Source organism: Chryseobacterium sp. CH21, assembly GCF_004119445.1.
Taxonomy (GTDB): domain Bacteria; phylum Bacteroidota; class Bacteroidia; order Flavobacteriales; family Weeksellaceae; genus Chryseobacterium.
Genome location: NZ_QICI01000089.1, coordinates 17646 through 44239 on the forward strand (window position 1 = coordinate 17646; position 26594 = coordinate 44239).

A 26594-nucleotide genomic window follows, 5' to 3' on the forward strand; every position below is an offset into this window, starting at 1 on the left:
TTTTTATAGTGTTTTGAACTGTTCCAGTGTTCTGATATCGTTTTCAAAGAACATTCTGATGTCACTCATCTGGTAAAGAAGCATCGTGATTCTTTCAATTCCCATTCCGAATGCATATCCTGAATATTTCTCAGAATCAATATTTACATTTTTCAGTACGGCAGGGTCTACCATTCCACATCCCATGATCTCCAGCCATCCTGTTCCTTTCGTAATTCTGTAATCTGTTTCAGAGTTTAATCCCCAATATACATCAATCTCAGCACTTGGCTCTGTGAACGGGAAGAATGAAGGTCTCATTCTGATTTTAGATTTTCCGAAAAGCTCAGTTGTAAAGAACTGAATAGTTTGCTTTAAATCTGCAAAACTTACATTCTCGTCAATATATAATCCTTCAATCTGATGGAAAATACAGTGAGAACGTGAAGAAATTGCTTCATTTCTGAAAACTCTTCCCGGAGATAAAATTCTGATCGGCGGCTGGTTTTCTTCCATATAACGGGTCTGTACGGAAGAAGTATGTGTTCTCAAAAGAATATCAGGATTCTGTTCAATGAAGAATGTATCCTGCATATCTCTTGCCGGGTGATATTCCGGAAGGTTAAGCGCCGTAAAGTTATGCCAGTCATCTTCAATCTCAGGACCATCTGCTACTGCAAAGCCAATAGATTTGAAGATTTCAATAATTCTGTTTTTTACCAGATTGATCGGATGTCTTGAACCCAATTCCAATGGAAAAGCGGGTCTTGTAAGATCTTCTTTTTCAACCACAACGGAAGATGCTGAAGCATTTTTCAAATCCTCCAGTTTTACAGCAACTGCCTGTTTTAAAGTGTTGATCTTCTGTCCGAATTCTTTCTTTTGGTCGTTAGGAACTTCTTTAAATTTTTCAAAAAAATCATTAAGAACACCTTTTTTACCATTGTACTTGATTCGGAAGTTTTCGATATCTTCCTTAGAGGTAGCATTGAAGCCATTTACTTCGACCAGTAGTTCTTCTATCTTTTCTATCATTATTTTACCCTTTCAAAATGTTTTGCAAAAATACGATTTTAAGTTGAATAATAAGTCTGTCAAAAAAAAATCTGCCTCTTTTTCGGGAGGCAGACTTCAATCACTTATTTCACTTAAATAAAAAAATTATTTCTTTTCTAAAGCTTTAACGCTGATCTGAAGAGTCACCTCATCTTTAATCACACCGTTTTCAGCAGGAGCCTGGAACTTTACCCCAAACTCTTCTCTTTTGATATCTTTTGGCTCAGTAGCTACACTCACTTCTCCATTTTTTACAGAAACATTAGCTTTAAACTGAACAGGTTTTGTAATTCCTTTAATGGTTAAATTACCCTCCAAAAGAGTATTGTAATCACCTTCCGTAGCAGGAGTAACCTTTGTAATCTCATAAGAAGCTGTTGGGAATTTTTCAACTTCAAAGAAATCACCGCTCTTCAGGTGGCCATTTAATTTTCCTAAATCTTCCGGGCTGTCTTTCAGATCCACAGAAGTTAAAGAGTTCATATCAGCAACGAATTTTCCGCTTTCCAGTTTTCCGTCTTTCACCGTCACATCTCCACTTTCAAACCTGATTGTTCCAAAATGACTCGTATTTTCAGATTTAAATACTTTATATCCCTTCCATTCAACCTTACTGTTTAGCGTATCCAAAGTGAACTGGCTACCTTCTTTTGTAGTCGTCACCTCATTACTCTCACTGGTAAGCGGTTTATCTTTTTTACAAGAAACCATTACAGCAGCAACGAATAAAGCAGGAATAGCTAACGAAAACAGTTTTTTTCTCATTTTTGATTTATTTTTATTACTCCCGCTAATATAATAAAAAAAATTGTGTTTTCATAAAAACCTTACATTTGTAATATGCTATTAGAAATAAACAATTTATTTTTCTCCCATAATAAAGAAAATCCCCTGTTTCAGAACCTTAATCTGAGGTTTGAAGAAAACAGAATCATCGCTCTTGCCGGTGAAAGCGGATGCGGAAAATCTACTCTTCTCAATCTAATCTATGGTCTTTTGGATTGGGAAAGCGGAGACATTATTTTTAACGGAACAAAGCTTTTGGGACCGAAGGGAAATCTTGTTCCCGGAGAACCGGAAATGAAATTCGTAGCACAGAATTTTGATCTTATGCCTTACGCTACGGTTGCCGAAAACGTAGGAAAATTTATTTCAAATATCAATTTAAAACAAAAAAAAGAAACCGTAGCAGAACTTCTTGAAGTGGTAGGTCTGCAGGAATTTGCTAACATACTTCCCAAATATTTAAGTGGGGGACAGCAACAGAGAGTAGCAATCGCCAGAGCATTATCAGTACTCCCAAAGCTCCTTATTTTAGATGAGCCATTCAGTAATCTGGATTTTCCGAGAAAAATTGAGCTCAGGGAAAGACTTTTCAGATATGTAAAACAACATGGAGTTTCTTTAATTATTTCCACTCATGAACTTCAGGATATCATGCCATGGCTGGATCAGATCGTCATTTTGCAGGATGGAAGACTGATTCAAAATGACAGTCCGGAAGAAACCTACAGAAACCCTTACAACTCTTACGTAGCCAAATTATTTGGAGAAGTGAATATTTTCAGTGAAAGCGAAGCGGATGATTTCAAGCTTCCGAAATTTTCTTTTTATCCGAAAGAAATCAAAATCACAGAATCCGGTCTGGAAGCCGAAGTACTTGAAAGTAGATTTGCAGGAAATTATTATTGGAATAAACTCAGAGCAAAAGGAAAAGAGCTGGTTGTGTATACTGATGAAAAAATATCAGGTACAACATTTATTTCTTTTGTTTAAAGGCTTAATCCCAAAATAGTAAAATTGCTCAGCAAACTCATAGTTTTACCTTTTCGTTATTTCACGTATAACTTATACATTCACTTACACTTATCAATAAAAAAAATACAAACATAAGAATCAGTTGTCAAACTTTTTCTTACATTTGTATCTCCAAAGCTTAAGGAAATTTTTGGTTATTTCTCTTTCTGCCTTCCAGACGGACATTAGCAATCTCGCAATTAAGTCTTATGAAAGATTACACTGTCCAATCTTTTCCTTTTCTTATTTATAGGACATAAGAAAAACAATGTTTTCTTACGCTTTCTTTACAAATTCTGATTTAAGAGCCATCGCCCCGAAACCATCAATTTTACAGTCAATATTGTGATCACTTCCTGGTCTTAAACGGATATTCTTCACTTTTGTTCCAGCTTTTACCGGTTTTGGAGCTCCTTTTACAGGAAGATCTTTTACTACCACTACAGAATCTCCATCCTGAAGTTCGTTTCCGTTTGAATCCAATATTTTCCCTTCATTTGCTGCTTCAGAAGCTGCTTCTGCTGGATCCCATTCGTAGAAACACTGGGAACATACCATCATATTATCGCTTGGGTAGGTAAACTCAGAGCTACATTTTGGACAAAGTACTGTATCACTCATATTTTTATTTTTTGCAAAGGTAGAGCTTTTTGGAGGTTGAAGTCAAGAGGGAGTAACAGGACTGTCAATAAGTCAATTTTTGCTTCGCAAAGTGAATGGTGAATTCCAACCCGGAACTTAACCCCCGAACCTCGCATCCCGAAATCTAAAATAAATTCACAAGCGTAGCGAATTGACAATTGACTATTCACCATCTTATTCATCAACTCTCCCACCCCAAATTCCATACTCTCAATTAAAAGTCGTATTTTTGCAGATTCAAACAGCGAAGCAAACTTATGGAACTTATTCACAGAAACTTGGCGATCGGAATTCACGATGCCCTACAGGAGACATTTTTTGAGAAAAACAAATATGCAGATAAAGTTATTGAAAGACTTTTGAAAGCAAACAGAAAATGGGGAAGCCAGGACAGAGCCGTTGTTTCTGAAATTTTTTACAATATTATCCGTTGGAAAAAACGTCTTGAATACTACATGGGTGAAGGCGTAAAACCCAACAATATCTATAAACTGATCATTGCATATTTACTTTGGAGTAAAACCAATTATAAAAAATTTGAAGAATTTGACGGAATCAAAATTGCCGATATTCTTACCAAACTTAAAAAGAATACCGTTCCAACAAAAGCAATAGAACACTCTATTCCCGACTGGCTGGCTGAAACTCTTGAAAAGGAAATAGGTGCCAACTGGGAAAGAGAAATGGCAGCTTTGAATGAGCAGGCTCCTACAGTTTTAAGAGCAAACTCTTTAAGAACAACACCCAAAGAACTTATTTCTGACCTTGCAGATGAAGGAGTTGTTTCCTACCCTATTAAAAACTATCCTGATGCTGTTCAGCTGGAAGAAAAGAAAAATGTTTTCCTTACCACAGCTTTCAAAGAAGGATTATTTGAAGTTCAGGATGCCTCTTCTCAGAAGATCGGTTATTTCCTTGATGTACAAGAAGGACAGAGAGTAGTGGATGCATGTGCTGGTGCTGGAGGAAAAACCCTTCATTTGGCAGCCATCATGAAAAACAAAGGTCAGATCATCGCATTAGACATCTTTGAGTGGAAACTAGCCGAATTGAAGCGTCGTGCCAAAAGAGCAGGTGCCCACAATATTGAAACCCGTATGATTTCTGACAATAAAGTGATCAAACGTCTTCATGAAAAAGTAGACAGACTTTTGATTGATGCACCATGTTCAGGTCTTGGAGTTTTAAAAAGAAACCCGGACAGCAAATGGAAAATTGACCAGGACTTTATTGACAGAATTAAAAAAGAACAGCAGCAAATCCTTCAGGACTATTCTAAAATGCTTAAAAAAGGAGGAAAAATGGTATATGCTACCTGTTCTATGCTTCCATCAGAAAATAATCTGCAGGTAGATGAATTCATCAAAAACAATCCTGGATTCAAGATGATTAAAGATGAAAAAGTAATGCCTAGCCAAGGCTATGACGGATTCTATATGGCTTTGATTGAGAGAATTTCTTAATCTAAATCCAATAAACAATACATTAAACTACTCTACTTTCTGGAGTAGTTTTTTTTTATTTAAAAACCTTTCTGAAAAAACTGTAACAAATTTTGTAACATTTCAACTCTATTGTCTACTAACTGTATAGATTAAAACCGGTTTGATGCTGTGGAAAGTTTAGAATACCTTTGCAGCAAACTCATTTATTTATGCATACAAGAATTGTTTTCAATTTTCTGGCTGTTTTCTTATACTGTCTGTTTTCTGCACAGACGTACGAAATTCAGTTCGCAAGTTCTTATAATGGAAAACCAGTAACAGATCAACCCTCTACTATTGTTTGGGTTAATGAGAAAGAAAACTTCATTCTCAACAGCACGATCAAAGAGCAGAAAAGCAGCTATCCTTATGAGATCACTAAAGTAGAAAAGCCCTCCAACACTATTGTTTCTTATGCTTTTTTAAAACCGGGATCCATTATTTCAGCATCAGATACAGAGTCTGTGGGAAAACAGGACTTTGAGCTCACTAATGAAACCAAAAAGATTTTAGGATATAACTGTAAAAAGGCAGTCACAAAAGTCAATTCAAATACGATTGAAGTCTGGTATACGAATGATCTGAAGCTTAAAGGCGGACCTTCTGTTTTGGGACAGAATTTAGGACTGGTTCTGGAAGTAGAAAGAAATAAAAATTCTTTAATTACAGCCGGATCTATTAAAAAAATCAAGAATACCGGAATTGAAAACATTCTAAAAGGAAACATCCAGACAACCGATCAGCTTGGATACAAAGATTTACTTTGGAAAAGCAGGTTTACCACTTTGAATGTTTTTGACAATGAAACCATCAATTTCTCTGATGCCTCAAAATCTGACGACCAGGTTAAGAGATATGCTAACGGAACCATCATTCTTAAAAAAGTGAAATTCCCAACGATTACAGAAGGGGAAAATATTTTTGTAGAACTGAAACAACAATCCAATGGGGATGCTTATGACAGAACCGGAACTGTATTTTTCATTCCACAGGATAAAGAAAAGTCTTTTTTTGACGGATTGGAAAAAGGAGCAAAAACTCTTCCTGTCTACGAAAACGGAAACGGAAAACAGTATTACGGAGTAACCGCTACCGAAAGCTACAATCCTGCTATGGAAATGATGAGATTCTTTACTGCTTTTGGTATTCAGAAGTTCAATCATATTCAGCTTAAAGGAAAAAACTGGCAGACTATCAGTCCTTACCGACAGGATATCACAGAATTGAAACCCGCTTTATCAGGAAAAGAACTTTGGATAGGGACATTTATTGGCAACTATGATAAAGGAGGACATAAAGTGAGCCTTGACATTACCATCCATAAAAGCGATCAAAATATTTACAAAAATAATATCGCCATTCCTTTATTCAATACTTTAAATATTATGGAAATGGCAGGACAGGACTATTCTACGATGTTCAATCAGGACAAAGGACTTCTTGTTAATTTCACTTTAAACAAAGATGTGAAAAACGCACAGCTAAGATATACCACAACAGGACATGGCGGCTGGGAAAACGGAGACGAATTCGTTCCGAAAGCTAATTCTATTTTAGTTGATGGAAATCCTGTATTCTCATTTGTACCATGGAGAACAGACTGTGGTTCATACCGTTTATACAATCCGGCCTCAGGAAATTTCCAGGACGGACTTTCCTCATCAGACCTCAGCAGATCAAACTGGTGCCCGGGAACGGTTACCAATCCGAACTTTATTCCTCTTGGAGATTTGAAAGCAGGGAAACATACGATTCAGGTAAAAATTCCACAAGGTCCTACAGAAGGCACAAGTTTCAGTTCATGGAATGTCTCAGGAACATTACTGGGAGTACAATAAAAACAAAACCTTCTTGCATGAGAATTGCAAGAAGGTAAAAACACAAATGATGAAAAAAAATTATTTCGAGCCACAAAGTAAGGGGTAAAATTTATATAATTAATTACCATAGATTAATAAATATGTCATTTTTATTTCGTATAGAAGTTCTTCTATTTTTCAGCTCAACGAAAAAAATTAATCAAACACCTGTCAATTCCAATAATTAATTAAAATTTTTAACTTAAAAAATCAAATTGATTAAAATTTTTCGTATTTAAATATTTTTTATTGTGTTTTATCAACATCCCTTCTACATTTGTCACATAAATAATAAAAATCATGTGTGGAATTGTATGTTTATTCGACGCCAAACAAAAAACTGAAGTATTAAGACCTCAGGTATTGGAAATGTCAAAAAAAATCCGTCATAGAGGACCGGACTGGAGTGGAGTTTTTCAGGACGAGAAAGTAATTTTTTCTCATGAAAGACTTGCCATTGTAGATCCTACCTCCGGAAAACAACCTTTATTTACAAAAGACGGAAAAGTAGTATTAGCTGTAAACGGTGAAATCTATAACCATAGAGAACTCAAAGAAGAATTTCCGGATTATGAGTTTCAGACCCAATCTGATTGTGAAGTGATCCTTGCACTTTACAGAAAATACGGAAAAGATTTCGTAGAGAAATTAAACGGAATTTTCGCATTCGCATTATACGACACTGAAAACGACACCTACCTTATCGCCCGCGATCACATGGGTATCTGTCCTCTTTATCAGGGTTGGGATAAAAACGGAAACTATTATGTAGCTTCGGAATTAAAAGCTCTTGAGGGTATCTGTAAAAAAATAGACACGTTCTTACCAGGATATTTCATGTACAGTCCGGACGGAACTGAGCTTCAGCAGTGGTATACAAGAGACTGGGATAGCTTTGATCATGTAAAAGAGAATACAACAGACATCTCAAAAATAAGAAAAGGCCTTGAAGATGCTGTTCACAGACAACTGATGAGTGACGTTCCTTATGGAGTCCTCCTTTCCGGAGGTTTAGATTCGTCTGTCATTTCAGCCATCACTGCGAAATTTGCCCGTCAGAGAATCGAAAGTGGAGATACACAGGAAGCCTGGTATCCGAGACTTCACAGTTTTGCGGTAGGCCTTGTTGGTTCTCCAGATCTGGCAGCCGCTCAAAAAGCGGCAGAACACATCGGATCTGTTCACCATGAAGTTAACTTTACAGTTCAGGAAGGACTGGATGCTGTACGTGACGTGATCTACCATCTTGAAACCTATGATGTAACAACCATCAGAGCATCTACCCCAATGTATCTTCTGGCAAGAGTCATCAAATCTATGGGGATTAAAATGGTTCTTTCAGGGGAAGGTTCTGATGAATTATTCGGTGGATATTTATATTTCCACAAAGCTCCTAACGCAAAAGAATTCCACGATGAAACAGTAAGAAAACTTGGTAAACTTCACTTATACGACTGTTTAAGAGCCAACAAAGCACTGATGAGCTGGGGTATTGAAGGCAGAGTCCCGTTCCTTGACAAAGAATTCATGGATATCGCAATGACCATTAACCCTCAGGATAAAATGATCAACACTGCTGAAGGAAAAATTGAAAAATGGGTATTGAGAAAAGCTTTTGAAGATTTACTTCCGGATTCTATTGTCTGGAGACAGAAAGAACAATTCTCAGATGGTGTAGGATATTCATGGATTGACACTTTAAAAGCAGTTGCTGAGAAAGAAGTCACAGACGAAATGATGACAAACGCAAAATTCAGATTCCCGTTAAACACCCCTCAAAACAAGGAAGAATACCGATACAGAACTATTTTTGAAGAGCATTTCCCAAGTGAAACCGCAGCAGCTACCGTTCCATCGGTTCCATCTGTAGCCTGCTCCACTCCTATTGCATTAGAATGGGATGAAGCGTTCAAAAAAATGAATGATCCAAGCGGAAGAGCTGTTAAAGTGCATGAAACTTCGTATTAGATAGGTATGTTGGTGAATGGTCAATCGGCTGCACTGGTTAATTCGTTGTGGGATTCGAGATTTCGGGTTTCGGGATATTTTAACGCAGAGTACGCTAAGATATTTCTTAATATTTAAGATCGATCGCAAAGGCGTTTCACTCAGCAATAGACAAGCCGATTTCTTAGCTGAACGAAGTGCCTTCGCGAACAAAAATAAAATGTTACTAAACAAACCTTGCGCACATTGCGTTTGATTAATATAAATTTTAACGCGGAGTGCACCAAGATATTTCTTAATATTTAAGATCGATCGCAAGGACGTTGCACCCAGCAATTGACAAGCCGATTTCTTAGCTGAACGAAGTGCCTTCGCGAACAAAAATAAAACGTTAATAAACAAACCTTGCACACATTGCGTTTGATTAATATAAATTTTAACGCAGAGTGCGCCAAGATATTTCTTAATATTTAAGATCGATCGCAAGGACGTTGCACCCAGCAATTGGCAAACTGATACCCTAGCTGAACGAAGTGATTTTGCGAACGAAATAGATAAGATGAAAGATAAACCTTGCGTCCATTGCGTTTGTTTTTTAATTATTTACCATAATAATTAGCTATTGACATGTATATTTTTCTCATTCAAACATTTAACTCCCTCAGTTATAATTTATCAATCCTTTAGCAATACAGGATTTTTTTTTGAATTAACAATAACAATATGGCATAATTTAACTGACAATCCAAAATAATATCTAATAAATAATTATATTTGGAAAACGAAAATATCAATTATAAAAAATGAGAAGAAACCTTACTGTTTTATTTGTCTTATTATCCATAAGTTTTGCTTTTGGACAGGGGAAATACGGCAAATATCTGAATTCAAAAAAGCTTGCTTTAGCTTATAAGAGTGTGAAAGATGCAGATAAAGATGACTACTATCAACAATTCTACTGGCTTGTAAAAGCAGAGCAGCTGAAAACGTATCCTCACCTTAAGGATATAAAGCCTATCGTTTTATATGAATTTGTAAAATATGTAAATCCTCAGAATCCAACAAAAAAACTGGATGCAAGAGGTAAAGAATTGAGAGCAACCGCAGAATTATCTTTGAATCAATATTTTAAAAATAAGAATTTTGAAAACAATTCTGTTTTAATGTATAACCTTGAAACTTATGTAGACCCATCTAAAGGACAATTCTATACGAAGGTAGATCCTGAAAAAATCAAAGAACTGGTTCCGAAAGAACTGTTTGCTTTCAACTCATTCAACAGAAATATAGGAGAAGAAAAAACATATTACCTTTGGGTGGATAAGAAAAAAGATGATCTGAACATTGTAGATATCATTCCTAGCGAAAAAGAAGATAAAGCTTTCTATACAAGACTGAGACAATATCTTCCAAGCTACAAGTTCTCGAAATATGTACCTTCTGTAAAAAAAGGAAACAAATCTGACAAAACAGACATCGAATACTACTACATCATGCCGTTTGAGCAGAACACTGATAACATCGAGTACAAAACAAAGGATTTCAAAACTTTCACTTTAAGCCAGTACAGAAAAGCCGGTGACGAATGGAAAGGGGTAGAAAAACCTAGAAAATAATTAAAAAAGTCCTGTGAAATCTCGCAGGACTTTTTTAATTTTATATGGATTTCTTTATCTAAGGATCAATCTGCTTAAAGAAAGCAGATTTTTTCAAACAAAAAAGCCTGGAAGTTTTTATACTCTCCAGCCTAAAACCAAATGACAGAAGCAAATACACAACAGACATCCATTAAGAAAATCCTTCCCCTGATTCTGGCTACCGCTATTTTTATGCAGATGCTGGATTCCACCATTTTGAATACTTCGCTGCCTTCAATAGCAAAAGACCTGAAAGAGTCTCCTCTTAACATGCAAAACGCTATCATCAGTTATGTTTTGACACTGGCTGTTTTCATGCCTGCAAGCGGATTTCTGGCAGACCGGTTCGGAACAAAAAAAATTTTCATTTTCTCACTGGTACTGTTCAGTTTAGGATCATTGTTTTGCTCCATGTCTCAAAATCTTACCCATTTGGTTATTTCCAGAGTGATTCAGGGCGTTGGAGGGAGTCTCATGACTCCTGTCGGAAAACTGGCTTTAATTAAGACTTTTGATAAAAATGAACTACTCAAAGCCATGAACTTTGCCATTATTCCTGCTCTTATCGGTCCTGTACTGGGACCTTTAGTCGGAGGTTATATGGTAGATTACCTTTCATGGCATTGGATCTTTCTGATCAATATTCCCATTGGTATTTTAGGAATTGTTTTAGGTTTAAAGTTCATGCCCAATTACAAATCCGATGATGTTGATTTTGATTTAAAAGGCTTCCTGATTTTTGCGGCAGCTTCTCTCCTGCTTTCTGTTTCTCTGGAACTTTTTGGAGATATGCAGAATATTACTCCAGTTCTTGTAGTGTTTATCCTTGGTTTCTTATTCCTTTATTATTACTATAAACATGCAAAAAAGGGAGGTCATCCTATTTTTCCTTTAAACTTGTTTCAGGTAAGAACTTTCCGGGTTGGTATTGTAGGAAATCTAGCTACCAGATTAGGAATAAGCTCTGTTCCGTTGTTGCTTCCACTGATGATTCAGATTGCGTATAAACAGTCTGCAGTAACATCAGGCTGGATTATTGCTCCAATGGCTTTAACAGCTATCTTCGGAAAATCTTCTGTTATTAAAATTTTAGATAAATATGGCTATCGTCAGACGTTAATGGTGAATACCTTCATTATCGGAACACTCATCTGCCTTCTTGCCATACCAAATATCCACACTTCATTATATTGGTTTGTTCCCATTATTGCAGTATTAGGCTTTTTCAACTCTATACAGTTCACCTCCATGAACACAATTTCTATCGCTGATCTTCGAAATTTTCAGACCAGCAGCGGAAACTCATTAATCTCTGTCAATCAACAATTAGCAATCGGTTTTGGAATTGCCTTCGGATTGATTGTTTTAAAGCTATTTGAAAATACAGATCTCATCAAAGGGGAAATTCATAATGCTTTTCGATACACTTTTCTAACCGTAGGAATATTAACGATTCTATCCGGATTTGTTTTTAGAAGGCTGCACATTTCGGATGGGAAGAATATGAAGTCGAAGGAAGATTAAGCAGATTGGATTAAATACCACTCTATCTACTCATATTCTCTCTATCCAACACAGGCTACGAACTTAACACAGATCAATGCTTTTCGCATATAACAATGGTAATTTTGTTTACATAAATTAACAATGTGATGGCAACTAAAAAAATAGAAATCGTAGTATCTCCAAAACCTGCACACTTTGTAGGTGATGGATTCAGGGTTCATAATTTTATTCCGGGTGTACCTGGATTGGATATGAAAAGAATGGATCCGTTCATTATGCTGGATTACAATTCAAAATTTCACTTCAATGGATCAGATACACCAAGAGGTGTTGGAGTGCATCCGCACAGAGGTTTTGAAACTGTAACCATAGCGTATAGCGGAAAAGTAGAACACCACGACAGTGCTGGCGGAGGCGGCGTGATCGGAGAAGGTGATGTACAGTGGATGACTGCGGCCAAAGGTGTTCTTCATAAAGAATATCATGAAACAGAATGGGCAAAAGAAGGAGGAATTTTTCAGATGGTTCAGCTTTGGATAAATCTTCCTGCCAAAGATAAAATGAGCTGCCCGAAATACCAGGCTATAGAAAACTCTAAAATGGAAAGAGTTGATTTGGGTGAAAATGGTTCTGTAGAAGTAATTGCCGGAGAATATGATGGTCATAAAGGACCTGCGAGTACTTTTACTCCAGTTCATATGATGAATGCAAAGCTAAAAGCAGGAGGAAAAGCGGAATTTAATTTCCCGGCTCATTTCAACACTGCAGCTTTAGTGATTGAAGGAAGTATTATCATTAACGGAGAAGAGACCATTAAAGCAGATCATTTTGCCCTGTTTAAAAACGAAGGCGAAACCTTCACTATTGAAGCAAAAGAAGATGCTGTTGTTTTGATTATCAGTGGAGAACCCATCAACGAACCCATCTATCCTCATGGACCTTTCGTAATGAATTCCAGAGAAGAAATTATGCAGGCTTTCGAGGATTTCAATACAGGAAAATTCGGATACCTGGAAGATTAAAAGAATTAAATTTATCTTAATCTTTGATTATTCCTTTTTTTATTAACTTTATATAATGGCAAACCTTATAGGTTTTAAAAACCTATAAGGTTTAATTATCTTAATGAGCAATTTCCTATTTACAGGAACCCTACACCCTTAGTACAAATATTATGAAAACAGAATTTGAAAATATACCTCTTATAAAAGCAGAAAAAAGATTCGAAATAGAATTCAACGGATATTACGCATTCATTGATTATCGGGAGACAACACATCAGATTTCTTTGATACACACTGAAGCAGATTCTGAACTGGCGGGAACAGGTGCAGCGGCAGCTGTAGTAGAGAAAACCTTGAATTATATTGAAGAAAGCGGAAAAAAGCTTCTTCCATTTTGTCCTTATGTTTTCGCTTTTATAAAGAAGCACCCTGAATGGAAGCGTATTGTGGATGAGAAATTTGAAGGATATGACAAACTTTAAGCCTTCATCAGAACTCATCAATTTATTTAAATAACATTTTAAAAAGTATCACATCATCATGTCAAATATTGGACTTATTATAGAAGAAAAAGCAGCAGATATCGGAAATTTCCTGGTAGGAAGACTTCTTCCTTTTCGTGAAAAAAGAGCGGTTGGCCCTTTCGTTTTTATTGACCACATGGGACCTTCAGAATTAAAAGATTATCAAAATCTTGATGTTCCGCCACATCCGCATATCGGTTTATCTACGTTAACGTATCTGTTGGAAGGTTCTATTTTCCACAGAGACAGCATTGGAAGTGCTATAGAAATAAAACCGGGTGCCGTCAACTGGATGACGGCCGGAAAAGGGGTTGTACACTCAGAAAGAACCCCTGAATATCTGAGACACAGTGATAAAAGACTTCACGGATTTCAGATCTGGGTAGGTCTTCCGAAGCATCTTGAACAGTCTGAGCCTACTTTTCACCATATTGAAGCGGATGAGATTCCGGTTTGGGAAGAAGATGGCATTCAGTATAAATTAATTGCGGGTGAAGCCTTCGGTAGAACATCTGCTGTTCCTGTACACAGCAAATTGTTTTTCATCGAAATCAAAACAAAAGAGGCGAAGAAAATAAGCATAGGGAAAGATCTTTACGGAGAAGCAGCGATGTATGTTCTGGATGGAACAGTGACCACAGAAGGAAATTCTTATGGTTCAAAACAGCTAATGATCGCCAAAGACACTAAGCTTTGCGAATTCGATATGAGTGAAAACGGAACGGTTTATCTTTTCGGTGGTGAACCCTTTGATGAAGAACGTTTTATATTCTGGAACTTCGTCAATTCTGATAAAGAATTAATTGATCAGGCAAAAGTAAACTGGAATGACCAGAATCACGAAGCATTTCCTTTGGTTCCGGGCGATGAGAACGAGTATGTTCCCCTTCCTAAGGCTATTTTAAACAGAAAATAATTTCAGTTCAGCGTATTAAATATGAAAATATTAGCATTTGCAGGAAGTTCATCTTCCACTTCTATCAACAGAGAACTGGTAAAATTTGTTCTGAAAGATTTTCAGGATGAGGAAATCAATCTGATTGACCTCAACGATTTCACGATGCCTGTTTTTTCTGTAGACCTTGAAAAGAAAGGTTTTCCGGATGAAGCCCATCAGTTTTTAAAAACTATTGAAGAATGTGACGTCATCATCTGCTCTCTTGCAGAACACAACCGTTCTTACAGTTCAGCCTTTAAAAATGTTTTTGACTGGTCTTCAAGGATTAATGTAAAAGTATTTCAAAATAAACCAATGCTTTTAATGAGTACCTCTCCCGGAGGTTATGGCGGCGGAAATGTGATGAATACAGCAAAAACATTTTTCCCTCAGTTTGCAGCAGATATCAAGGATACTTTTTCGTTACCGAAGTTTTACGAAAATTTTGATATGGAAAGCGGAATCATCAATCCGGATATGCTGAATGATCTGAAAGATAAGATACAGAACTTTAAAAATCAGGTTAAAATAAATGACTAAAGGAAGACTGGAGGCGTTCAGTGATGGTGTCCTTGCTATTATTATCACCATTATGGTACTTGAATTGAAAGTACCGGAAGGAAATAGCTGGGCCAGTCTCAAACCTCTTCTTCCTAAATTTCTGGCCTATATTTTCAGTTTTATTTATGTAGGAATCTACTGGAACAATCATCATCATCTGTTTCAGACCGTAAAAAAAGTAAATGGCAGCATCCTTTGGGCTAATCTTCATCTTCTATTCTGGCTTTCTCTGATGCCTGTGGCTACAGAGTGGATCGGAACTACAAATTTCGCCAAAAATCCTGTTGCAGTGTATGGTATCGGGCTTATCATGTCCGCCATTGCTTATACCATTCTGGAGCATGTGATCATCCGGTGCGAGGGAGAAGATTCAAAGCTGAAAGAAGCTATCCATTCGAAATATAAAGAATATATCTCTATCGTATTTTATGTCCTGGGAATCGCTACTTCATTTTTTTATCCTTATATTGCCATAGGTTTTTATTATCTAGTGGCTCTTATATGGCTGATTCCCGACAGAAGAATCGAAAAAACATTAAAAGAAAATTGATATGGAAACACACGAATATCCTAACGGAAACATCATTGTTATCTGGCAGCCTCAGAAATGTATTCACTCTGCCATATGTGTAAAAACACTTCCAAAAGTTTATAATCCCAAGGAAAGACCTTGGATAAAAGCAGAAAACGCAAGTCCTGAAGAACTTAAAAATCAAATAGATCTATGCCCGTCAGGTGCATTAAGCTATAAATTCAACACAGCAAAATAATGGCGGTAACGGTAAAAGCAAGTTTAAGAAAAACAAAATATTATACAGAAGTAACTGCCGGCGAAAATACTATCATTACGGATGAGCCGATTGATAAAGGCGGACAGAACAAAGGTCTTAACCCTATGGAAATTCTGGCTACGTCACTGGCAAGCTGTACAGCAGCTACTTTAAGAATGTATATTGAAAGAAAGGAATGGGATGTGGAAAACATCAATGTAGAAGTAGAACTGGAAAATTTTCCTTTAACAAAAAGAGCGGTTTTCAAAAGAGATATCAGCTTTGAAGGTATTCTGGATGATGAGCAGCTTAAAAGACTACACACCATTGCGGATGCATGCCCCGTTCACAAAATATTAACCAACGATATAGAAATACTAACTAAATTCTCATAACATGATCGAAGTAAAACAAAACAACGACGAAAAACACGGAAGTTTTGAAGCTTTCATAGATGGAAGACGCGCAGGAATGATGACCTATACCTGGGCCGGAGAAGAAAGATTTATTATAGACCACACCGAGGTGGAAGAAGCCTACAACGGAAAAGGCGTAGGCAAGGAAATGCTTCTGGCAGCTGTAGATTTTGCCAGAAAAATGATAAGAAAATTATTCCCCTCTGCCCTTTTGCTAAGGCAAGTTTCCAGAAAAGTGAGGAACTTCAGGATGTTTTAGTGAATTAGTCACTGTATTCTAACCTTACCATACAACCCTTTCAGAGAGATTTCTGAAAGGGTTTTTTATGCAGCTATTTTATGATTCTTTATTAACGCAAAGCTTATTTTACATTATATTAAACTTTAAGCATGCAAAGAATGAATCAATTTTTAATTGATTTGATGAAGCAAACTGTTATTATTAACTCAGAAAATAGCACCCAGCTTTAAGACAGAAGAGTAAAGTTACTTTTTACCCGTTGTCACTATAAAAAGATGAAAATATAGAGAATAATTTCTTTTATCAGCTTTATAACTTCCTGCTTCCAGCTCCTAGCTTCAAACCTTTCTGAAAATACAGGTTTTATCCCGAACTTAGATCAATTTCAAAAAAGTAATTGTTTAAAAATTGTGTCTGAACTAAATTCATCATTCACGACTGATCTTTTTTATATATTTGCTAAAATTTAAAAATCAGGCATGAATTCAGGAACGATCCTTTTGCTATTTGTTTTCATCTATTTTATTGGTCTTTTGGTCATTTCATATTTCACCAGCCGGAATTCCGATAACCAGTCATTCTTTATCGGTAACAAAAAGAGTAAATGGTGGCTCGTTGCATTCGGCATGATAGGAACCAGCCTAAGCGGGGTTACTTTTATTTCCGTTCCGGGAACGGTAGGAAAAATGACAGGCTCCGAATATATCTACGGAGGTTTCGAATATTATATGATGGTCATCGGGTTCTTCATTGGTTACTTCATTGTAGCAGCAATATTATTACCACTTTACTATAAAATGAATCTGACCTCTATTTATACCTATTTGGGAAAAAGATTCAATGTAGAAGCTCATAAAATAGGTTCTATCTTTTTTATCATTTCAAGAGCAATTGGTGCTACAGCAAGATTATATCTGGTGGTGAATGTCTTGCAGATATTCTTACTTGAAGGATTGGGAGTTCCGTTTTGGGTAACTTCTCTTGTTCTTTTGTTGATGGTACTTCTGTATACTTTTGAGGGAGGTGTAAAAACTATTGTTATTACAGACACCCTGCAGACTTCTTTCATGATTATCAGTCTTGTAGCCTGTATTGTTTATATTTTATCTAATCTGAATTTATCATTTGGGGAAGCTTATACGATTCTTGAACAGAAAAACTATACGCACTTCATCAATTTTGACCCAAATTCCAAAACCTTTTTCCTGAAAACCATTTTGGGAGGAATTTTTATTACGATTGCTATGACAGGTCTGGATCAGGAAATGATGCAGAAAAATATCTCCGTAGATAACCTTAAGAATTCAAAGAAAAACATGCTGACTTTTGCAGGAACACTTCTTATCGTAAATCTTGCATTCTTATTCCTGGGAGGATTATTATATCTTTTTGCATTGCAGCATGGTGCAGAATATGGAACGATAAAGGCTGAAACTGTAACGAATATTTTTGGATTTAAAGACTCAGCAGGAAATATTAAAAATATCATGGGAGATGACCTTTTCCCGGCATTATCGCTTCAGGGATATTTCCCAATGGCTATTTCTGTTATTTTTATCATTGGACTGATCTCTGCATTATTCCCTTCTGCGGATGGTGCTTTAACCGCTGTAACAAGTTCGTATTGTGTAGATTTATTAAACCTTAATGAAGATAAAACCAAAACTGAAAAAGAAAAGAAGCGTCTTCGTATGAAAGTACATTTAACTTTCACCGTAGTTTTCTTTATCCTGATTATGGTTTTCAAAGCATTGAATGACAAATCTATTGTTTATCTGATTATGGAAATTGCAGGGTATACTTACGGACCACTTCTAGGGCTTTTTGCTTTTGGAATTTTCACCAAGTTTCAGATTTCCAGAAAATACTCCATTCTTACAGTTACTCTTTTAGCACCGGTATTGACTTATTTCATCAATACAGCGGTTACCACTTATACAGATTATAAAATTGGAGTTGAACTGATTGTCTTAAATGGATTGCTAACCTTCATAGGTTTATGGCTGGTAAAAAACAAACAACATTTAAAAGTTGTTTAGTTCTTTATAAAATAAATAAAAAGACTGTCCTCCATTGAAGACAGTCTTTGTTTATTGGGTCAATAAAATGAATTGATTATTCTTTAATCCATTTTACGGTTTTCTCTAAACTCTTAGATTTAACCTTAATCAGATAATCACCTTTAACCAATTGAGATAAGTCAAAAGTACCTGTTTTCTCATGGTTCAGTTTGTTATTAGTCTGAGTGAATACTAATTTTCCGCTTACGTCATACACTGTAATGTCATACACATCATTGGTATTAGTAAATTTAATATTCAGAAATCCTTTACTTGGATTTGGATATACTACAAATACATCTTTATTTGTTGCCGCTTCATTTACACCTAATGTTTGGGTAATAGTGAAATTAATAGGGTTAATATTGTAGAAAACGTTTGTTTCTGCAGCCACCATAATTCTTGCCTGTGTAGTATTGACGTTAGGAATGGTAACTGTTTCAGAGCCATCGTTCGGAGTGGAAGCCAGAATCAAACTAGGATAAGTAAGTCCTCCATCTGTTGAAAGATAAATATTTACCGTAGCAGCATTTACCGGAAAAGCAGTTGTATTGGCTACATTCCATGTGATAGTCTGAGTAGAATTACCCGCCCAGCTTACCGCTGTAGTAGGTGCCGTTACAGTGAACGGCCCTGAATTTCCATCAACGGTAATGATTGCATCATCATTGGAAACTCCTGCACAACCTGCATTATTATCTCTTACCGTCAGTCTGAACTCCATCGTTCTTGCGTAAGATGGTAAAATTTCTCCCTTAGACGTAATATTATTGATAACATCTGTAATTTTCGGGAAGTATCTGTAAGGAACTGTTACAGGCATAAATGATCTGAATATCGCAGCATTTCCTGTAGGAACATTCCAGTCACTTGCCGGGCCTACATCATTCTGTTCCCAGCAGTAAGTAAGTGGATTATTATCTATATCTGAAGCAGATCCTTCTAATCTAAATGGTGTACTCTTAGGGATCGTATAATCACCTCCCGCATTTACAGTGGGTGCAAAATTGTTGGAAGGAATAGTTACCTGACACGTTGTTGACTGAACTTTTGTTGTTATAGACTGATATGATTTGGTATGGAAGATAGCAATACTGTTGGCTGCAAGGTTATTGACACTACCGCAAATTCCGGCATAAGCCATAATCGTAATTCCACTTCCCGGTTCTACAGCGTTGGCTGCACTACGGTTTCCACTACAATTTCCTGTAGTTGCGTTAAAAGTATGTGGCCCTCCAAACTGGTGTCCTACTTCATGAGCTACATAATCAATATCATAAGGATCCCCCACAGGGTTAGGTGAACCTGTTATTCCTCTTCCTTTGTTTGAATTATTACAAATTACTCCTAATCCGGCTAATCCACCACCTCCGGTACTGAAGGTATGCCCGATGTCATAATTGGCATTTCCAATCAATAAATCAATCTGAGTCTGGCTTTCATTAATCAGTGTATTGGCGTTATTATTTCCATTAAACGGATCTGTAGTAGCATTCGTAAAAACTACATTTGCTTCGTTATCCACTAATACTAATCTTGAAGCTACTTCCTGCTCATACACTCCGTTTACTCTGTTTACAGAAGTGACAATGGCTGAAAGTGTCTGTGCAACAGTAGGAGTCGCTGTACCCGTTGCCGCTACCGCATATTCTCCTGTACACGCAACAGCAAGCCTGAAAACTCTAATTTGAGTTCCTACGCTTGGAGCTGTGGTTTTTTGAGCGTTTTTTTTTCCTAATGGAGAATCATCCTCGTCATTTACTCCACATGATCTCGGATTTTTATCAATCAGATCACTTTTCTTATAAACGATATAGTTATTAATATCCAGTTTTGCATAAGGATCAATATAGATATCACCAGCTACTACAGATTTGATCTGCGCATGGAATCCCATTTCTGTAAAATCCAGTTTGATAGTGGCATATTTATCATCAATACCTTGTCCTGTAAAAGTAACAATCTGAGGAAACTGGCTTGCTAATCCCGGAGCCATTACTGAAGATTTCCAGATTCTGAACTTTGCTTTCGTACCGTCTGGCATTGGCAGAACAATAATCGGAGCATTATCTTTACGATCACTGTCTTTTAATTCCGGAACAGAATTAAAATAACTTTTCATTCCAGCCACATCCAATGTGTAGGTCATAGACTTTTCCGGTTGCACTGTCCTATTTTTAGGATCTGCTTTAATGGACCTCTCACTGATTACCGTAAAAAAGTCCTGGGCTTTCCCTGAGGAAATGGATATCACAAATATCCCCAAATAAAATAATTGTTTAATTTTCATATATAATGGTATGTAATTTTTACTATTGTAATTAATATGACCAAAAACCAAAGAATAATTAGTTAAATGGTAATAATTCAAATAATCTGGAATTATAAAATTAGTTAAATTAATTCAATTATCACATATGAAAATTCAAAAAAAAGCAAAGTTATCTTGCAAAAAAACAACGATCCTGCTACTATAAAGCATTACCCTCAATAAATATTTTTCTTTTTTTCTTTTCCGTAAAATAACTGATTTTATAGACTTTTCGTTTTGATTATCTTTGGCATGAAAAATATCAACATCATTCCAAAATTTATCAAAACAAATAATAGAAACTTAAAAACTATGAAAAAACTAATCTCAATTCTCCTGTTTTCATTAACATTTGGATTCATGAGTGCTCAGGAAAATTTTGAAGTATCAACCTTACGAATCGGGCCCTTTAAAGTTTTCATGCCTAAAGTTGAAGCCGAAAAGATAGCCGGAACAAAACTGGTAAATTCTAGCGGAGAAAAGAAAAACCTGGTACAATATAATGGAGAAACTATTCAGATTGATCTTTTTGATAATTATATTAATGAAGCCAACCCAAGTGTTCCTTCCATTACTTATATGACCACTTCGAGTAAAAAATTTAAGACCAAAAGCGGAATCGGTGTGGGAAGTACAAGGGATGATCTGATCAATGCCTATAGAAATTATGCTAACTTCAGTGTACGTCCGGACTGGGATTCTAATGGCAAACCGATTAAAGATACCGGTTATTTTAATCTTGAAGATAGCCAGGCTGGAACGCTGTTAAGTTTTAAATTTGTTAATAATATCGTGACGGAAATTTCCGTTTACCTTAATGAGGGCTGTTAAAAACGGAAAAATATTCAAATTAATCAAAATCCGGGTTTTTACATCCGGATTTTTGCATTTCCATAAGCCGGTAAAAAATTGTAAATTCGCATGCAAATAAATCAGATATAATGAGTAAAAGTATTGAAGAGTTGAAAACTCTTACTACGCAGATCAGAAGAGACATTTTAAGAATGGTTCACGCTGTGAATTCAGGACACCCGGGTGGCAGCTTAGGTTGTACAGAGTTCTTTACAGCTCTTTACGGAAAGGTAATGAACTATAAACTTCCTTTCACAATGGAAGGCAAAAATGAGGATCATTTTTATCTATCAAACGGACATATTTCTCCGGTATTCTACTCTACTTTAGCAAGATTTGGTTTCTTCCCTGTAGAAGAACTGAGTACTTTCAGAAAATTAGATTCAAGATTACAGGGGCATCCAACTACTCACGAAGGTCTTCCGGGAATCAGAATCGCTTCAGGTTCTCTTGGACAAGGACTTTCTGTTGCACTTGGAGTAGCTCAGGGTAAAAAATTAGATGATGATCAGTCTCTTGTTTACTCTCTTCACGGGGATGGTGAGCTTCAGGAAGGTCAGATCTGGGAAGCATTGATGTATGCTTCTGCTAAAAAGGTAGATAATATCATTTCTACTATTGATTACAACGGACGTCAGATTGACGGAGATACAGATGATGTATTAAGTTTAGGAAATCTTCATGCAAAACTGGAAGCATTCGGATGGATTGTTTTAGAGGAAAAAATGGTAATGATCTTGAAGCTGTAATTGCAATCCTTGAGAAGGCAAAAACAGAAACAGGAAAAGGGAAACCAGTAGCAATCCTTCTTCACACAGAAATGGGTTACGGAGTTGATTATATGATGGGATCTCATGCTTGGCATGGTAAAGCTCCTAATGATGAGCAGCTAGACACCGCATTCAAGCAATTGTACCTGGAAGCTCCGGCTGATTACTAATATCTTAACATCTCGATTAATACAATAAAAATGAAATATACATATACAGAAAAAAAGGATACTCGTTCAGGATTCGGAGCAGGACTAGCAGAACTAGCGGACAAAAATCCTAATGTAGTGGCACTTTGTGCAGACCTTATCGGTTCTTTGAAAATGGAGAAATTCATTGAGAAAGCTCCTGAAAGATTTTTCCAGATAGGTATCGCAGAAGCGAACATGATGGGAATTGCTGCAGGTCTTAGCATTACAGGAAAAATTCCTTTTACAGGAACTTTCGCTAACTTCTCTACTTCAAGAGTATATGACCAGATTCGTCAGTCTATCGCTTATTCTAACAAAAATGTAAAAATCTGTGCATCTCACGCAGGTCTTACGTTAGGAGAAGATGGAGCTACTCACCAGGTTCTTGAAGATATTGGTATGATGAAGATGCTTCCTGGAATGACAGTGATCAACACTTGTGACTACAACCAAACAAAAGCTGCTACCCTTGCGATTGCAGATTTTGAAGGTCCTGTATATTTAAGATTCGGAAGACCTGTAGTTCCTGTTTTCATTCCGGAAGATATGCCTTTCGAAATCGGAAAAGGAATTATGCTTCAGGAAGGTACTGATGTAACGATTGTTGCAACAGGACACCTTGTATGGGAATCTCTTGTTGCTGCGGATGAGCTTGAGAAAGAAGGTATTTCTTGTGAAGTTATCAACATTCACACCATCAAGCCTCTTGATGAAGAGATCATTTTAAAATCTGTTGAAAAGACAGGTAAAATTGTAACCGCTGAGGAGCACAACTACCTTGGAGGTTTAGGAGAATCTGTTGCAGGTATGCTTGCTAGAAAAAGACCTACAAAACAGGAGTTTGTAGCGGTAAATGATACTTTCGGAGAGTCTGCAACACCAGCAGAATTGATGAAGAAGTATAAAATTGATGCTGCGGCAGTAAAAGAAGCTGTAAAAAGAATTTTAGCTTAATATAAGCTATTCCAGATAGACAAAGCTCGGCGGTTTCTTCGAAACCGCCGAGCTTTTTAATTGCGTATAAACCACCCCGTCAAAAATTCTTTGAATTTCTGCCACCCCTCCAGAGGAGGGGGAATGGTTATCCTTCAATTCTTCATTGTATTAGTTTTTACCCTGCTTTTCGATACTTATTTTATTGTTCTTCCTGATTCAATGGAATTCCCACGGCAATCAGAACCGGACATAAGATTTTTTCTACATATTCATCTTCTCTTTTGTTGGAAGCTTTTGACCCTGAAAAATAATTGCTGATTCTATAGTTTTTCACAAACTGATTTCTTTTTTTTCCGATAGAATAATAATATCCACCTCTTTCATCATTCACGAAATAGGTCATTTCATCAAAATTCATCAGCTTTTTGGAGAGTAAAAGTTTTCTGTAAATGCACTTCTCAGATTTATCAAAAATAAATTTCACAGGAATTCTGAAAAAGAGGTCAAACAGAAAGTAGATTATATAAACACTCCATAATCCTATAGCAATTTTGAACTGATCTCCGGACATTTTATCCATAAAATAATAGATGATCACAGGAAGTGCAACAATTCCCAATGCCAGCCACCACACCAGAGTACGCAGGAAGCTGTAATTGGGCATAAAGCTTATTTCGCTTCCGTTTTCTTCAAACTTATAGCGGTCTCTGATGTCCATTTTCAGGAGTATTGACGTTCAAAATATCCTCTGTTTCGTTGACCATCTTCTGAATTCCTTTTTGAGTAAGCGCCTGGCCTATCGTAAGTTGTTTTTCTTTACCATCAACCTCAAAATACATAGACAGCATTACATTGGTGGTGATAAAGCCCATGTATTTTGTTGCTATCACATGAAAATTTCTGAAATTCTCAATAGGATATGTTCTTGCGGGAACAAAAATGGAGTGCTTTCCGGTAATTGTTTTTCTGTCCATATCAATGATGAATTTCTTGGTGAAGAAGTTGAGGACAATTAATGCTACTACAGCAAAAATAACATAGCTTCCGATTCTTACGCTATTAAAAATTAATCCTGCAACGACAAGAAAAATAATGCATAATACGGTTATAAATACCGGCTGATTTTTAAAGATATATTGGTTTCCTTCCTGTTTGTAAAAGTTATAGTTGTTCATAATTAAAGTGATGGTTCTTTATGTCTTGGTGTGAGATAAATTATTAGTGAATTGATGAAATTTGTACTTGATAAAAGGCTTCTGAGACAATTATTTTATCTGGCTTCATATGTATATTTAAAGTGTCTTTTTAGTTCCCCATTCTTTTAATTGCCCCAGGTAGCCATCCAGTCCAGATATTCACTTTTGTATTCATTATCATTAAGTCTGATGATGAGATCCTGCAGATCTTTTTTCTCAAACTCATAATCTGAAACTGTAAAAATCAGGAACACCTCTTTCCCTGTAATATTGGTAAAAAAGTTTTCGTTTTTAAGCTTTTCCAACACTTCAATACAGATGGAAAATAGCTTCATCTGAAAACCTTCAAACCAATGGTCATCGTCATCATGTTTATAAAGTTCTGTTCTCAACTGAGTACAGATTTCATTGAAATCTTCATCGGCACCCTCCATTTCATAAGTCCATTCTGCCGGTTCATATTTATAATAAAGAGCATCATCTTCATCAGCATTTTCCATTGCCTTTATTGTATTGGCTGCGGGACATACCGTCATTGCCCCTTCGTCACTGTACAGTGCAAAACTGTATACTCCTTCTGCTCCATGCTTTTCATACACTTCTAAAAAAGCTTTCTTAGCAGCATTTTCTATCTGCTGTTTCAAAATTTCAAAATCCATGCTTCTTTCTTTTTTAAAATGGGCGGTAAAAATACCTTTATCCTGTCAAATCAGCACCTTATATTCTTAGAAAGGCTGTTCAATTTCATGATTATGGCTATCTGTTTTTATTATACAAGATCAATCCGGGAATCAAAATAACTGCCCCAAGCAGTATGGGAGGCAATTCTCCATATTTGAACAACCAGGAAGTTTCTCTGGATGGCCCTATTTTAATAACCACAACAAGGCAGAATCCTATCACAATAAGAATAATCCCAACTATTTTTTTCATAATATCAAGTTTTAATTGTTGATAAATCAGTCTACAAAAGTGTTATAACGGTCCAGGATATAGCCAGCTTCTCTTTCCAGATCATCAAGATTATTGTTTAGTTCCTGGTTATTTTCGTTCAGGCTTCGCTGTACAATCCGCATTTTACCCAGAAAATCGTTCACAGAATTATTGAATGCCTGATAACTGCTTTCCTTTTGTTTTTCTGAAGACGGAATCTTTTCATTGATATTCCTGTTGTATAATTTTTCCATCTGTTGATATTGCTGGGAAAATTTGTTTTTGTAGGCATTCATATCTGTTACATCATAAGAGTCATCAATGATTTTCTGAGCCAGCTCCATGGTTTCTCTGGATTGAAGGATCTGTGTTTTAAGCGGATGGTCTTTAAGGATTTCTATTTCAGCTTTGTCTGCTCTTGGGGACAGTTTTGCAAACAGCTCGGTAGCTGCAGTTCGGTTTTCCTGAATAAGTTTTTTTGCTTTTTCAGTAATCTCTGTTACTTTTTTCCCTTTATCATCCTTCCAATCCTCGGCTTCTTTATAGGTTTCCAATTCTTTCTTTAGATTTTCAAGCTGAGTTGTTGTATCTTTCATTGTATCAACCCAACCTTGAAATTCTTTTCCCAAGACGTCCGGAGCCTTCAGTTCCTGATGGGAATACATCATGATGGAAGGAGTGAAAATGGGTGAAATTCCTGAAAACTGATGATTATCAGTTGCTTTCTTCACAAATTCTTCCATCTGAATTAATGAGTTCTGGAAATTTTTGATAAAATCCGATTGAGCATCATCCATTTTTACTACTTTATTATTAAAGGAAATAATATCTCTGTTTGCATCTCCGGAATTGACACTGAAAGGGTTTACCTGTTTGGTATCAGTCTGCGAAAGTTTTTCTTTCATCTTTTCCAGTTTATCACATGAGGTGACAGAAAAGCTCAGGAAAAGCATTCCTGCAATAATAATTGATCTTTTCATAGTTC

The 26594-nt window shown here is 36.3% G+C and carries 25 protein-coding genes and 2 pseudogenes; 18 read left to right on the plus strand and 9 right to left on the minus strand.

All coding sequences use genetic code 11. From position 1 onward, the window contains the following. Positions 1 to 3: 3 nt before the first annotated feature. Together pheS and BOQ62_RS18435 are read right to left on the minus strand one after the other, a co-directional pair. Positions 4 to 1014 (minus strand): phenylalanine--tRNA ligase subunit alpha, encoded by a 1011-nt coding sequence (gene pheS, locus BOQ62_RS18430; protein WP_129041812.1) that lies wholly within the window; start codon positions 1012 to 1014, stop codon positions 4 to 6. A 126-nt stretch (positions 1015 to 1140) separates the two neighbouring features. Continuing rightward, positions 1141 to 1800: a YceI family protein gene (locus tag BOQ62_RS18435; RefSeq protein ID WP_129041814.1), complete on the minus strand. Its 660-nt coding sequence runs from the start codon at positions 1798 to 1800 to the stop codon at positions 1141 to 1143. Between the two features lie 75 nt (positions 1801 to 1875). Here BOQ62_RS18435 and BOQ62_RS18440 point away from each other — a divergent pair, with 75 nt between their 5' ends. After that, positions 1876 to 2811 carry an ABC transporter ATP-binding protein gene (locus tag BOQ62_RS18440; protein WP_129041816.1) on the plus strand — a complete coding sequence of 312 codons (936 nt, stop codon included), beginning with the start codon at positions 1876 to 1878 and terminating at the stop codon, positions 2809 to 2811. 297 nt (positions 2812 to 3108) lie between these two features. Here the strand turns inward: BOQ62_RS18440 and BOQ62_RS18445 are convergent, their stop codons facing one another. Further along, a complete protein-coding gene (locus tag BOQ62_RS18445; protein ID WP_047373671.1) occupies positions 3109 to 3453 on the minus strand; it encodes a zinc ribbon domain-containing protein YjdM in 345 nt (114 codons plus the stop codon). Positions 3454 to 3731: 278 nt separating this feature from the next. On the opposite strand from BOQ62_RS18445, the gene BOQ62_RS18450 reads away from it, so the two are divergent. The 14 genes and pseudogenes from BOQ62_RS18450 (at position 3732) to BOQ62_RS18515 (ending at position 18399) form a co-directional block, all read left to right on the plus strand. Then, the gene (locus tag BOQ62_RS18450) at positions 3732 to 4937 is read left to right on the plus strand and encodes an RsmB/NOP family class I SAM-dependent RNA methyltransferase (RefSeq protein WP_129041818.1); all 1206 of its coding nucleotides are present in this window, start codon (positions 3732 to 3734) and stop codon (positions 4935 to 4937) included. Between the two features lie 191 nt (positions 4938 to 5128). Continuing rightward, on the plus strand, positions 5129 to 6796 hold the full coding sequence (locus tag BOQ62_RS18455; RefSeq protein WP_129041820.1) for a GLPGLI family protein: 1668 nt from the start codon (positions 5129 to 5131) through the stop codon (positions 6794 to 6796). A 321-nt stretch (positions 6797 to 7117) separates the two neighbouring features. Beyond that, complete coding sequence (gene asnB / locus BOQ62_RS18460; protein WP_129041822.1) at positions 7118 to 8785, plus strand: asparagine synthase B; 1668 nt, start codon at positions 7118 to 7120, stop codon at positions 8783 to 8785. Between the two features lie 782 nt (positions 8786 to 9567). After that, positions 9568 to 10380 (plus strand): hypothetical protein, encoded by an 813-nt coding sequence (locus tag BOQ62_RS18465; RefSeq protein WP_129041824.1) that lies wholly within the window; start codon positions 9568 to 9570, stop codon positions 10378 to 10380. A 141-nt stretch (positions 10381 to 10521) separates the two neighbouring features. Continuing rightward, positions 10522 to 11925, plus strand: coding sequence for an MFS transporter (locus tag BOQ62_RS18470; protein ID WP_129041826.1), 1404 nt, complete (start codon positions 10522 to 10524; stop codon positions 11923 to 11925). 128 nt (positions 11926 to 12053) lie between these two features. Next, positions 12054 to 12929, plus strand: a complete 876-nt coding sequence (locus BOQ62_RS18475; RefSeq protein ID WP_129041829.1) for a pirin family protein — start codon at positions 12054 to 12056, stop codon at positions 12927 to 12929. 152 nt (positions 12930 to 13081) lie between these two features. Further along, positions 13082 to 13393 (plus strand): GNAT family N-acetyltransferase, encoded by a 312-nt coding sequence (locus BOQ62_RS18480; RefSeq protein ID WP_129041831.1) that lies wholly within the window; start codon positions 13082 to 13084, stop codon positions 13391 to 13393. A 58-nt stretch (positions 13394 to 13451) separates the two neighbouring features. Then, positions 13452 to 14351: a pirin family protein gene (locus tag BOQ62_RS18485; RefSeq protein WP_129041833.1), complete on the plus strand. Its 900-nt coding sequence runs from the start codon at positions 13452 to 13454 to the stop codon at positions 14349 to 14351. A gap of 21 nt (positions 14352 to 14372) precedes the next feature. Next, a complete protein-coding gene (locus tag BOQ62_RS18490; protein WP_129041835.1) occupies positions 14373 to 14912 on the plus strand; it encodes an NADPH-dependent FMN reductase in 540 nt (179 codons plus the stop codon). After that, positions 14905 to 15483, plus strand: a complete 579-nt coding sequence (locus tag BOQ62_RS18495; RefSeq protein ID WP_129041837.1) for a TMEM175 family protein — start codon at positions 14905 to 14907, stop codon at positions 15481 to 15483. The genes BOQ62_RS18490 and BOQ62_RS18495 overlap by 8 nt, the downstream gene beginning before the upstream one ends. A gap of 1 nt (position 15484) precedes the next feature. Next, on the plus strand, positions 15485 to 15703 hold the full coding sequence (locus BOQ62_RS18500) for a (4Fe-4S)-binding protein (RefSeq protein WP_129041839.1): 219 nt from the start codon (positions 15485 to 15487) through the stop codon (positions 15701 to 15703). Further along, complete coding sequence (locus BOQ62_RS18505) at positions 15703 to 16098, plus strand: OsmC family protein (RefSeq protein WP_129041840.1); 396 nt, start codon at positions 15703 to 15705, stop codon at positions 16096 to 16098. The genes BOQ62_RS18500 and BOQ62_RS18505 overlap by 1 nt, the downstream gene beginning before the upstream one ends. 1 nt (position 16099) lies before the next feature. Beyond that, positions 16100 to 16386, plus strand: a pseudogene (locus tag BOQ62_RS18510) (GNAT family N-acetyltransferase). A gap of 453 nt (positions 16387 to 16839) precedes the next feature. Next, positions 16840 to 18399: a sodium:solute symporter gene (locus BOQ62_RS18515; RefSeq protein WP_129041842.1), complete on the plus strand. Its 1560-nt coding sequence runs from the start codon at positions 16840 to 16842 to the stop codon at positions 18397 to 18399. 76 nt (positions 18400 to 18475) lie between these two features. On the opposite strand, the gene BOQ62_RS18520 is transcribed toward BOQ62_RS18515, so the two are convergent. Beyond that, entirely contained in the window at positions 18476 to 20710 is a 2235-nt protein-coding gene (locus tag BOQ62_RS18520; RefSeq protein ID WP_129041844.1) for a reprolysin-like metallopeptidase, read from the minus strand. Positions 20711 to 21043: 333 nt separating this feature from the next. Here BOQ62_RS18520 and BOQ62_RS18525 point away from each other — a divergent pair, with 333 nt between their 5' ends. From BOQ62_RS18525 to BOQ62_RS18535, 3 genes and pseudogenes are all read left to right on the plus strand, one after another. Continuing rightward, positions 21044 to 21562, plus strand: a complete 519-nt coding sequence (locus BOQ62_RS18525) for a hypothetical protein (protein WP_129041846.1) — start codon at positions 21044 to 21046, stop codon at positions 21560 to 21562. A gap of 110 nt (positions 21563 to 21672) precedes the next feature. Then, positions 21673 to 22523 (plus strand): annotated as a pseudogene (locus tag BOQ62_RS18530) (transketolase). Positions 22524 to 22553: 30 nt separating this feature from the next. Then, positions 22554 to 23498, plus strand: coding sequence for a transketolase family protein (locus tag BOQ62_RS18535; protein WP_047382572.1), 945 nt, complete (start codon positions 22554 to 22556; stop codon positions 23496 to 23498). A 181-nt stretch (positions 23499 to 23679) separates the two neighbouring features. Here the strand turns inward: BOQ62_RS18535 and BOQ62_RS18540 are convergent, their stop codons facing one another. The 5 genes from BOQ62_RS18540 to BOQ62_RS18555 all read right to left on the minus strand — a co-directional run bounded on the left by BOQ62_RS18540 (position 23680) and on the right by BOQ62_RS18555 (position 26589). Next, positions 23680 to 24198, minus strand: coding sequence for a hypothetical protein (locus tag BOQ62_RS18540; protein WP_228414327.1), 519 nt, complete (start codon positions 24196 to 24198; stop codon positions 23680 to 23682). Beyond that, positions 24176 to 24655: a hypothetical protein gene (locus BOQ62_RS18545; protein ID WP_129041848.1), complete on the minus strand. Its 480-nt coding sequence runs from the start codon at positions 24653 to 24655 to the stop codon at positions 24176 to 24178. The genes BOQ62_RS18540 and BOQ62_RS18545 overlap by 23 nt, the downstream gene beginning before the upstream one ends. 146 nt (positions 24656 to 24801) lie before the next feature. After that, the gene (locus BOQ62_RS18550) at positions 24802 to 25335 is read right to left on the minus strand and encodes a DUF4303 domain-containing protein (RefSeq protein WP_129041850.1); all 534 of its coding nucleotides are present in this window, start codon (positions 25333 to 25335) and stop codon (positions 24802 to 24804) included. Positions 25336 to 25432: 97 nt separating this feature from the next. Next, on the minus strand, positions 25433 to 25609 hold the full coding sequence (locus BOQ62_RS22600; RefSeq protein WP_164976790.1) for a hypothetical protein: 177 nt from the start codon (positions 25607 to 25609) through the stop codon (positions 25433 to 25435). A gap of 26 nt (positions 25610 to 25635) precedes the next feature. Next, positions 25636 to 26589, minus strand: a complete 954-nt coding sequence (locus BOQ62_RS18555) for a DUF3829 domain-containing protein (protein ID WP_129041851.1) — start codon at positions 26587 to 26589, stop codon at positions 25636 to 25638. Between the last annotated feature and the right edge of the window lie 5 nt (positions 26590 to 26594).